At 57.3% G+C, this 9,999-nt stretch carries 8 protein-coding genes; 2 read left to right on the forward strand and 6 right to left on the reverse strand.

Annotated features, from left to right (window positions below):
- Positions 1–138 precede the first annotated feature (138 nt).
- On the reverse strand, positions 139–282 hold the full coding sequence (locus FGQ67_RS09120; RefSeq protein ID WP_212746029.1) for a hypothetical protein: 144 nt from the start codon (positions 280–282) through the stop codon (positions 139–141).
- 431 nt (positions 283–713) lie between these two features.
- Here FGQ67_RS09120 and FGQ67_RS09125 point away from each other — a divergent pair, with 431 nt between their 5' ends.
- Positions 714–3,641: a TOTE conflict system archaeo-eukaryotic primase domain-containing protein gene (locus FGQ67_RS09125; RefSeq protein WP_171025289.1), complete on the forward strand. Its 2,928-nt coding sequence runs from the start codon at positions 714–716 to the stop codon at positions 3,639–3,641.
- A 121-nt stretch (positions 3,642–3,762) separates the two neighbouring features.
- Here FGQ67_RS09125 and FGQ67_RS09130 read toward each other — a convergent pair whose 3' ends face one another.
- The 5 genes from FGQ67_RS09130 to FGQ67_RS09150 all read right to left on the reverse strand — a co-directional run bounded on the left by FGQ67_RS09130 (position 3,763) and on the right by FGQ67_RS09150 (position 7,698).
- Complete coding sequence (locus FGQ67_RS09130; RefSeq protein WP_055285799.1) at positions 3,763–4,071, reverse strand: type II toxin-antitoxin system RelE/ParE family toxin; 309 nt, start codon at positions 4,069–4,071, stop codon at positions 3,763–3,765.
- Between the two features lie 2 nt (positions 4,072–4,073).
- Positions 4,074–4,373, reverse strand: coding sequence for a type II toxin-antitoxin system RelB/DinJ family antitoxin (locus tag FGQ67_RS09135; protein WP_055285794.1), 300 nt, complete (start codon positions 4,371–4,373; stop codon positions 4,074–4,076).
- A 114-nt stretch (positions 4,374–4,487) separates the two neighbouring features.
- Positions 4,488–5,246: an LOG family protein gene (locus FGQ67_RS09140; protein ID WP_138341556.1), complete on the reverse strand. Its 759-nt coding sequence runs from the start codon at positions 5,244–5,246 to the stop codon at positions 4,488–4,490.
- A 213-nt stretch (positions 5,247–5,459) separates the two neighbouring features.
- Positions 5,460–6,599, reverse strand: a complete 1,140-nt coding sequence (gene tgt / locus FGQ67_RS09145; protein ID WP_138341558.1) for a tRNA guanosine(34) transglycosylase Tgt — start codon at positions 6,597–6,599, stop codon at positions 5,460–5,462.
- 298 nt (positions 6,600–6,897) lie between these two features.
- Positions 6,898–7,698 carry an SDR family NAD(P)-dependent oxidoreductase gene (locus tag FGQ67_RS09150; RefSeq protein ID WP_138341560.1) on the reverse strand — a complete coding sequence of 267 codons (801 nt, stop codon included), beginning with the start codon at positions 7,696–7,698 and terminating at the stop codon, positions 6,898–6,900.
- Between the two features lie 294 nt (positions 7,699–7,992).
- On the opposite strand from FGQ67_RS09150, the gene FGQ67_RS09155 reads away from it, so the two are divergent.
- Positions 7,993–9,756: a coiled-coil domain-containing protein gene (locus tag FGQ67_RS09155; protein WP_138341562.1), complete on the forward strand. Its 1,764-nt coding sequence runs from the start codon at positions 7,993–7,995 to the stop codon at positions 9,754–9,756.
- Positions 9,757–9,999 lie beyond the last annotated feature (243 nt).

Here is a 9,999-nt window from a genome sequence, read left to right on the forward strand (position 1 = left end):
GGACTGTTTTTGGCTTATCAGCCGCAAATCAATCCCTATTCCACCGCAACTTAGAAGCAGTTCATTTGGGACGGGGCTAAAAAGACTGGTATCAAACGTTTCAGACCAGTCTTTTAGCCCCGTCCCATTTTACCTACCCTACATCAGCCCGCTCAGGGCGATGTCGACGGCTTCGTTGAGGTCGTCGGTAATGTGGACAAGGTCTGGATCGAGTGGGCTGATCATGCCGGCATCCATCACCGGCCCGTTGAGCCAGTCGAACAGGCCCCTCGCGGTACCCACTGGACAAAAAATGGCAAATATGAGTACCGCCACCAAATTAGTAGCAGCAAAATCTCGCCGGAATTGATCATTTCGATCAATTCCACGTCTTGCCAAGGCTCAAAATTCCGTGTTTAGTGGGTTAGATATATAGAATAATGTGGAATTGGTATTCTATTCTTACCAAATGTTATGAGACTACATTAACAACAGTACTCATATTTGACGTTATTTGACCACGGAGTCATTCGAGGACCCCTCCCCACGCCGCCAACACGCCCCATAGCCGCCAAAACACCTTTAACAACAGCCGCCGCACGTTTTGGCACCGGCTAATTGCCACTCACGGATCGGTACCCCACTATTACCGAACCAAAATCGAAGTCGTGTATCTCATAAAGCTGAAATGACGTACCCTCATCCCAATGAACGCTGACAAGAATGGCATTCAAATGAGCAACGCCGTGCATCAATACGCCCTTTTCGGGAACGCCTTATTCAAACTCAATAAAACGGTTGTCCACGCTTCAGATCCGCGTAAGCAGATCGTAATCTGTAGCAACGGTCCAGACATCCGTTACGCAACACTCGAAGAATGGGACAAAGCCGGCAAATCTTTCGGCGAACGTGCACAGACCGAGGGCATCGTTACCAGCGCGAGCCCAGCGCGCGACAAACTCGAGCTCTTTCGCAATCTTTTTACCGGCCGCAAAGATGTGCACGCTCACGGGTATCGCAGAAAAGACGGGGGCATCGGCTATACACCCGCCTGCGCAAATGAGTGGAAGTCAGGCATTTGCCCCAAAGCAAACCATCACAGAATTAAATGCGCTGAATGTCGCAGCCGCACATTCCTTGAGCTGAACGATGCCGCCATTATCGCCCATTTCAAAGGCAGCGACGACAGGCTCCGGGACGTCATAGGTCAATATGTTCTCGACAGAGACTGCAACACAAATGTCCTTGTCATTGATTTTGACAAAGCCGATTGGAAAGAAGCGACAAACGCTATCAGGCTTGTCGTAAAAAACCATGGAATTAACGCTGCGGTCGAGCGATCAAGGTCAGGCAACGGCGCGCATATCTGGTTTTTCTTCCTAGAACCTATAAACGCAAAGACAGCACGAGATTTCGGTAGCTGCCTTATCGCCGAAGCAGCGGCACTCAACAAGACAATCACCTTCGAAGCCTTTGACCGAATGATACCCGCGCAGTCCACCATTCCTGAAGGCGGCTTTGGAAATCTCATTGCGCTGCCCTTTCAGGGAAAAGCGCAGCGGGAAGGAAACAGCGTATTTGTTGACGAACGATTCGAGCCCTTTCCCGACCAATGGCTTTACCTTTCGCAAATCCAACTAATCTCGCGTGCGACGGTGGATCGTCTGATCGAGGACACCAAAAACAAACCGCTTGGAATAGCAACAGCTGCAGCGACAAACAAAACCAGGCGCAATGTCCAAAAGCCACGAAAGCGGCTCCCGCTCACGCCACGAGACTTCCCCTCGAACCTGCCCGTCACACAAGCCGATATGCTCTACATCCCCGAAAAGTCTCTGAGCCCGGCAGCTCAAATGGAAATCCGCAGGCTTGCGACATTTGCCAACCCGGAGTTCTTCCGTGCGCAATCTATGCATCAATCAGTATTCGGCAAACCGCGACTCATAGACCTCAGCGAACTTAGAGATGGCCGCGTCGCGATTCCCAGAGGCTGCAAAGCCCAACTTGAGCAGCTGATTCAAGAAGCCCACGTTACTGCCCATTATTCAGACGAACGTAGCACGGGCAATCCAATTGAGATGGCATTCAAAGGGACCCTTCATCCCGAACAGCAAATTGCCGCCGACCAGATGCTTGAATACGAAGACGGAATCATGTCTGCGCCAACGGGCTTCGGTAAAACCGTCATCGGAGCTTATCTTATTGCCGCCGTTGGTCTTCCGGCGCTCGTCATTGTTCCAAAGACCGCGCTCATAGCCCAATGGAAATCGCAGCTCGAACGATTTCTCGACATTACGGACACCAGAGAGCCGGTCCGAACGCCAAAAGGACGAATCAGCAAAAAGCAACCTCCCCTTATTGGACAAATCGGAGGGGGCAAAACCGCCGTCAGCGGCCTTATCGACGTCGCTTCCTTTCAGTCGCTATCTGGCAAAGACTCCCAAACCGGGGAGCCGATAGTTAAGAACCTTGTTCGTAATTACGGCCTCATTATCTGCGACGAATGCCACCATGCTGCCGCGCCACAGCTCGAGCTCGTCCTCAAGTCCGCTCCAGCCAAATATATATATGGCCTCTCCGCGACACCCGAGCGCTCCGACGGACTCACGCGGGCGCTCTCGATGCTCTGCGGCCCGCTTCGCTATGTCATCGATCCAAAAACGCAGGCAATTCAGCAGGGCATCCAGCGCATCGTTCGACCGAGATTTACCGGCATTCGGCTATCCGCCTACGAGCCGGATGCAAGCTTCAATCAGATTCTCGATATGCTGTGTGCACATGCGGCAAGAAACGAATTGATTGTCGATGACGCCCTCGAAGCAGCGTCAAACGGTCGACATCCGCTCATACTATCCAAAAGGAAAAAGCATGCTGAGGAACTGTTCAGGTTGCTTAATGATCGCAGACACGAGCCCATACTCTTAACCGGAGAAATCGGCGCCAAAGAAAGAAAAGCGATACTGAACAGTCTTCCCGGCTTTGAGCATGAACATCGAATCATCGTCGCCACCGAAAGCCTTCTGAGCGAGGGCTTCGATCTGTCCTACCTTGACACCCTTTTCATTGCCACGCCGATATCTTGGGACGGCAGCGTAACGCAGCAGGTGGGCAGACTGCATAGAAGCCACGAGGGCAAGCAACAGGTTGAGATATTCGACTACATTGACCTGTCGATACCCATGCTCGCCCGCATGTACCAGAAAAGACTCAAGACGTACGCCAAGTTGGGGTACGAAATTTATTCAGCAGAGGACAGCGAGCAACCCGATTACAACATTCTCATAGAGCCGGCAAACGCTATTGAGGCATTAATTAAAGACATCACCGGTGCCACAAAGAGTGCCTTCATAGCCGCATCCTACGCATCCGCCGCATGCCTCACGAAACTCACCACCACACTCGCAGGCGCAGCCGCCCGTGGGATTATCCTTGAGGTTTATGTTGCCTCACCTCCGCGCGATGACGCGAAAGCGATTTTTGCCGAGATGAACGTCGACTATTCCGTCAAGGCCAAAGGGCGGCTGTGCGCGGCCGTGATTGACGAGGAAACTGTCTGGTACGGGACTATCCCGCTGCTGGCATTCCCCAAGAAAGAAGACCGCAGCATCCGTTTCAAAAGCAACGAAGTCGCCGCTGAGTTTTTGAGCGAAATCCAGCAATGAGGAGAACCGGGGGCCGCAGCAGCGAACGGGGCGCGCCTATCAGTTGCGGTGAAATAGGGACTGTTTTTGGCCAATCGACCGCAAATCAGTCCCTATTCCACCGCAACTTGGAAATCGGCGATCAGCCCAGCGGACCCTGAAACAGTTCCTCATGCGAGCCCATTCTCACCAGCCTAATCACTGGGTTAGTCTTATGGGGAAGATAAAGAACGACCACATCGACCAAGCCATCGGATAGGTGGAAATCGATGTGGCCGTTGTAGTTTCCGCCCGGGTTTGAGAGCTCGTGGGCGCCATACTCCGCCGGAAGTGACCCATGAGCCACAAGCTCTGCAACCGCCGCTTTAAACTCACTTTTTAGCTGCGGATGCATGCGCATCGTTCGTTTGTAGTCCGCCTTAAATTGAGCCTCAACTTTAATCTCGAACATCGCTATTCCTCATCGAGGAATGACATAAGCTCATCAGCGTTATTGAATGACGGGCTATCGTCCGGCAAAATCCCCAACTCATGAGCCTCGGCGATCACCATGGCACGCCTCGTCGCCTCGTTGGGCATCTCCGCCCTTCCTACAATCTCAAAAGGAATCTTTCGCTGATTTACCAGCTGCCGAACGGCAAGATTGAGATAGGAATTGAGGCTGAGGCCGACCGAATCCAAGAACTCAGTCGCCTGCTCCTTGAGCCCCTCTTCGAGGCGAACCGTCGTAGGCTTAACCGTTGCAGTAGACATACGCGACCTCCTTGCCCTCGTCTTTTGCATCAGTATACCCAATACAAATGGCAACCTGACGTTAGATAGCATCAGATTGCCATGCATATTCATGTCGCGGTAGACACGATTGCTCTACATCAACCCGCTGAGCGCAATGTCGACGGCTTCGTTGAGGTCGTCGGTGATGTGCACGAGCTCCGGATCGAGCGGACTGATCATACCGGCGCTCATCACCGGGCCGTTGAGCCAGTCGAACAGGCCCTGCCAGTACTCGCTGCCCACCAGCACGAGCGGCATGCGCTTGACCTTGTGCGTCTGCACCAGCGTGAGAACCTCGAACATCTCGTCGAGCGTGCCAAAGCCGCCGGGAAATACGATGGCGCCCGAGCTGTACTTAACGAACATGGTTTTGCGCACAAAGAAGTAGCGGAAGTCCATGCCGAGGTTCACGTATTTGTTGAGCCCCTGCTCGTGCGGCAATTCAATGCCTAGGCCAACTGACTTGCCGTTGACACTCGCCGCTCCCCTGTTGGCCGCTTCCATGATGCCGGGGCCGCCACCGGTGATGACCGCCACGCCACGTTGCGCGATCTTGCGCCCGACGGTACGCGCCGCCTTGTAGAGCGGATCGGTCTTAGGCGTGCGGGCACTGCCGAAGATGGTCACTGCGGGGCCAAGCTCGGCAAGCGCGCCGAAGCCATCGACAAACTCGGCCTGAATGCGCAGCACGCGCCAGGGATCGGCATGCAGCCAGTCGGTCGAATCTTCGGGCGCCAGCAGGTTGGCGTAGGTGTTGTCCTTGGGAATCATGGGGCCGCGCATGACCACGGGGCCGCGGCGATACGTCTCGTCGTAGGCAGGCTCGCCCTCGACGTTCTCATTCTTAATCATGGGTACTCCTATCGAGAAAAAGAAAAACGGGCGGGGTCGACGCCATGCGTCAAACAACCGCCCGAGCATCAACTATTCGGTATGGTACCCACGATGTATCAAGCACTTGCAAGCTATCGGTCAGCGGTCGCGCAGCCGGTGTCAGCGAATGCGACGACCGGCTGGCGCTCGACCATTGCCGTTGCCCACGCTCTGCAAGCGTGTCTGTCGCCCTTAGTAATCCACCGCGGCAGGGCTGTTCATCCAGTCGCTCACGAACGCGCCGTAACGGCCCTCAATAATGGCCTGGCGGGCACGCTGCATAAGGTTGAGCAGGTAGTAGATGTTGTGCATCGACAGCAGAATGCCGCCGAGCATCTCCTTCTGCGTGACCATGTGGCGAATGAGTGCGCGGCTGTAGCCGCCCGTGCACACCGGGCAGGTGCAGGTGGGATCGATGGGGCCGTCGTCGTGCGCAAAGCGCGCGTTGCGGAAGTTGAGGCGACCCTCGCTGGAGAACGCCGTACCCATGCGGCCCGTGCGCGTCGGCAGCACGCAGTCGAACATGTCGATGCCCACGCCCACACCGCGCACGAGGGTGGTGGGGTTGCCGACGCCCATCAGGTAGCGCGGCTTGTGCTTGGGCATGTACTCGCTTACGAGTGGTGCCAGGGTCTCGAACATGGTCTCGTGGTCCTCGCCCACCGAGTAGCCGCCAATGCCGTAACCGGGGAAGTCGCCGCACTCCTCCAGATGGCGCAGCGAGCGCAGGCGCAGATCTAGGTGCATGCCGCCCTGAACAATGCCAAAGAGCGCCTGGTCGTCGCGGGTATGCGCCTTATAGCAGCGCTCAGCCCACATGCTCGACAGCTCAACGGCGCGCTCAACGTAGGCGCGCGTGGCGGGATAGCCCGGGCACTGGTCGAGCTGCATGCAGATGTCGGAACCGAGCTTCATGGCGATTTCCATGTTGTCCTCGGGCGTCCAGAACACATGGCGGCCGTCATAGTCGTTGACGATAAAGCGCACGCCCTCGTCGGTGAGCTTGACGGCATCGTTGTGGCTGAAGACCTGGAAACCGCCCGAGTCGGTGAGGATGGGGCCGTGCCAGTTCATGAACTTGTGCAGTCCGCCCAGCTCGGCGATGGTGTCCTCGCCGGGACGCATGGACAGGTGATAGGTATTGGCAAGCACGATCTGGGCGCCGAGCTGTTTGACGGTCTCGGTAGGAATACCCTTGACGTTTGCCTTGGTGCCCACGGGCATGAAGATCGGCGTCTCGATGTCGCCGTGCGGGGTGTGCAGCACGCCGGCACGCGCATGCGTCGTCGGGTCCTCGGCAATCAGGTCGAATTTAAAAAGGGTCTGGTCCATAAACTGGAACTCCTTGGTAGCGGTTCATACGCAAACCATTATACGGGCAACCCGCAAAGAGCACCGACTCGACAGAAACTGGCGCAAAGGGGTCATAGTCATTGGGATCATTTCCAACAGCCAAGGCAACGCCGATGCTCTGGCAATGCCAGCGAGCGGGCGCCAGAGCGAACAAATTGGCATGAAAAGAGGACGGCATAGACCTTCTGGTCATGCCGCCCTCTTTGAATGACAAGTTGTCGCCCTGGTGACCGCGCAGCGTCGAGACGTTACGCGGTTTGGTAAAACCGCGTAACCCCTAAGGCCGCTGGCCCATGCCACCCTCGAGGGTGACGGTCTCGCCGTTCATGTACTTAAAGTCGGGACCGCAGAGCTGAACGACCACGCGTCCGATTTCCTTCTCGACGTCGCCGTAGTGACCAGCCGGCGGCATGTGGACGTTGGCCTTAAACGCCTCGGGATAGGCATCCTGGAAGTTCTCGAGCGCAGCGGTCCAAGCAAGCGGGCACACGATGTTGACATTGATGCCGTCCTTGCCCCACTCGTTGGCGGCAACGCGAGTCAGACCGCGGATGCCCTCCTTGGCAGCGGCATAGCTGCACTGGCCGTAGTTGCCAAACAGGCCGGCGCCCGAGGCAAAGTTGACCACGGAGCCCTTGGTCTCCTTCAGGTGCGGATAGGCCTTCTGCATGTACAGATAGGTAGCATACAGACCGGAGTAAATGGCCAGGTTAAACTGATCCATGGTGTGATCGGCGATGGTCACGCCCGAGGCGCTAGCCTGAGCATTGTTGACGACGGCGTCGATGCGGCCGAACTCCTCAATGGCCTTGTCGATGACGTTCTGGACGACGGCCTCGTTGTCCTGACCAGCCGAGACATCGGCCTGAACAGGCAGAACCTTGACACCGTACTCGACCTCGAGAGACTCCTTGGCGGCCTCGAGCTTGGCGACGTTGCGGCCGGTGATGACGAGGTTCGCGCCCTCCTTGGCAAATGCGATATCGATGCCGTAGCCGATGGAGCCAGCGGAACCGTCCTTAAGCGCGGCCTTGCCGCCGCCGGTGACGATCACGGTCTTACCAGTGAAAAGTCCCATACAAAGTCCTTTCAAATCGCGACGGGCACGCCCGCCGACTGCGCGTATCCAACTTCACGCGCCAAAAGCTGAGATGCAACTTTAGCGTGTTCAAGCGAAAATAAAAGACCGCGGTAGGCGAACGGCACCACGTCGTTCGGCGAAGGGATTGTCAAGTACAAACTGGATAAAGCGGCCGAGTTATTGTTATCAGATCGAGCCATCGAACACGTTTTGAAACTTTGCTGCAGCGCGTGGGATGTCGGCGCGAGACTTTATCATAGGGTGACAAACAACGATGAGGAGCACATGCCTATGACAGACGAGCTGGACCCCCAGACTCAACAGCATATTGATGATTCCGCAGACGCCGTCGCAGATACTGACGTTGTGACCTGCGATGGTATCGACATCGACGACCCCATCTTGGACGAAAGCGCTACGGCGGAAACCCCTGCCGCAGAAAACGCCGACGAGCAAAATGACGATGCGCCCGCTCAGGACGACGCCCCTGTACAGGACCCTGCTCCGCAAGCAGCAGGCCCCATCGAGGTGTCTTCGGAAGAAGAGCTCGATGCCGTCATGGACTCCATGATGGATGCCGTCAAAGCGATGAAAGACGCCGTCGCCGATGCCGATATTGATACCGAGGAAGAGGAGGCCGCCGAGGCGGCCTCGACCTTCGTGCCCGGCGAGACTCCGGTCGCCGACCGGGGCAGCACCATGCCCTCGTTTCTGCAGCTCGAGCATCCCACGATTGGCGCCGATGCGGTCGATCCGCACGCAGCAGGCTTTTCTGTGGTCGAGGGCGGTACCGGCAATATCGCCGCGCCGCAGGCTGCCGATGCGGACGCTGCCGGCACCGCTCGCCCGACCGCCCCGCACTCCCCCGCCGCAAGCCGCGATCTGGGGACCGCTGTCTCGAACACCGCGAACGCCGTGGGCACCTTTATCGCCCAGGGCGCCTCGGCCATGCGCGAGATGAACGCCGCGAAAAAGGCACTTGCCGATGCCCGCGCCCACCTGGCCGAACTTGAGCAGCGCATTGCCGATCAGGCCGAGGAACTCGAGACGCGCCAGGATATCGCAGGCCGCTACGACCAGATCGTCGCCGACCAGCGTCAGGCGATCGCCACAGCGCAAAAGACCGCTGCGGCAGCCGAGATTGACCGTGATGCCCACGCCGCCAAAGCGACAGAGCTCAAGGGTCAGTTCGAACAAATGAAGACAGAGGATGACGCGACTGAGCTCCGCCTGAAGGCCGCGCTCGACGCCGTGGAGGCCCGCGAGGCGAGCTCTCGCGAGACCGGCAACCGCCTCGTTCGACGTCTTGAGGATTCCAAGCGTATCCGCGACAAGGTGAAAGCCGAGCGAGACGCCGGCATTGCGGCCGCACAACAAACCGTCGACGCCACGCGCGCCCAGCTCGAGACGCTGCGTCATGAGTACGCCGAGCTGCAACGCAATCCCTCGGCAAATCCCGCCAACTATACGGTGCGCACCAGCGAGCTCTCGATGCAGATCTCCGACACGGCAGATGCCCTGCGAAAAGCCGAAGAAGATGTCCCGCGCATCACCGCCGACCTTGAGCACTCGCTTGCCGCAGCCGAGCAGGCCGTCGAGCAGGCGCAAGCCCCCATCGCCGACGCCAAGCGAGCCCATCAGGCCGTGACGGCAGAGGCCGATGCCGCGCGCGACGAGCTGCAGACCGCAAAAACCGCCGCTGCAACGCGCCAGCGCGAACTGCGCGAGAAGATCGCCGCCGAGAACAAGGCACACCACGACCAGGAGCAGACCATCGCCAACGCCCAAGCAGATGCCGCACATGCGCAGTCGATCATCGAACAGGCGACCGAAGTACACGACCACCCAGAGATCACTGAGTCGCTTGCAGGATCCTTGGCCCGAGACAAAGCCGAACACGCCGAGACCGAGCGAGAAGTCGCCCAGCTCGAGGCCACCGAGAACGCGGTGCGCGAGCGTACCCGCGACTCACGCATCAAATTCACCGGCGCCATCGTCTGCATCGTCGCCGCAATCCTGGTGATCATCCTGGTCTGGCTCTTCGCGAGCAAGTAAACCAGCTGCCAAAAAACGCTCAACGCAGTTGCGGTGAGATAGTTCCTGTTTAGCCCTCAAAAAGCCAATTCAAGAACTATCTCACCGCAACTTATTAGATTGATGCAAGGTAATCTATCCCTCTTGCACCAATCTCTTGACATAAGGAGTGTCCCCAGGTGCCGGCACAGACGATATGAGCAGGACATAAAAACATTGAGAGCCCCTGCTGCATGAAAGACCGCGGATTAGGCCGACAATGGT

Origin of the sequence: Collinsella aerofaciens, assembly GCF_005845035.1 — a bacterium.
GTDB classification, from domain to species: Bacteria; Actinomycetota; Coriobacteriia; order Coriobacteriales; family Coriobacteriaceae; genus Collinsella; species Collinsella aerofaciens_I.

What these genes read in the sequence shown, in the direction of transcription:
- FGQ67_RS09125 (WP_171025289.1), top strand. Translation starts at nt 714, where the DNA reads ATGAGCAACGCCGTGCATCAATACGCCCTTTTCGGGAACGCCTTATTC.
- FGQ67_RS09130 (WP_055285799.1), bottom strand. Translation starts at nt 4,071, where the DNA reads ATGTTCGAGATTAAAGTTGAGGCTCAATTTAAGGCGGACTACAAACGA.
- FGQ67_RS09135 (WP_055285794.1), bottom strand. Translation starts at nt 4,373, where the DNA reads ATGTCTACTGCAACGGTTAAGCCTACGACGGTTCGCCTCGAAGAGGGG.
- FGQ67_RS09140 (WP_138341556.1), bottom strand. Translation starts at nt 5,246, where the DNA reads ATGATTAAGAATGAGAACGTCGAGGGCGAGCCTGCCTACGACGAGACG.
- tgt (WP_138341558.1), bottom strand. Translation starts at nt 6,599, where the DNA reads ATGGACCAGACCCTTTTTAAATTCGACCTGATTGCCGAGGACCCGACG.
- FGQ67_RS09150 (WP_138341560.1), bottom strand. Translation starts at nt 7,698, where the DNA reads ATGGGACTTTTCACTGGTAAGACCGTGATCGTCACCGGCGGCGGCAAG.
- FGQ67_RS09155 (WP_138341562.1), top strand. Translation starts at nt 7,993, where the DNA reads ATGACAGACGAGCTGGACCCCCAGACTCAACAGCATATTGATGATTCC.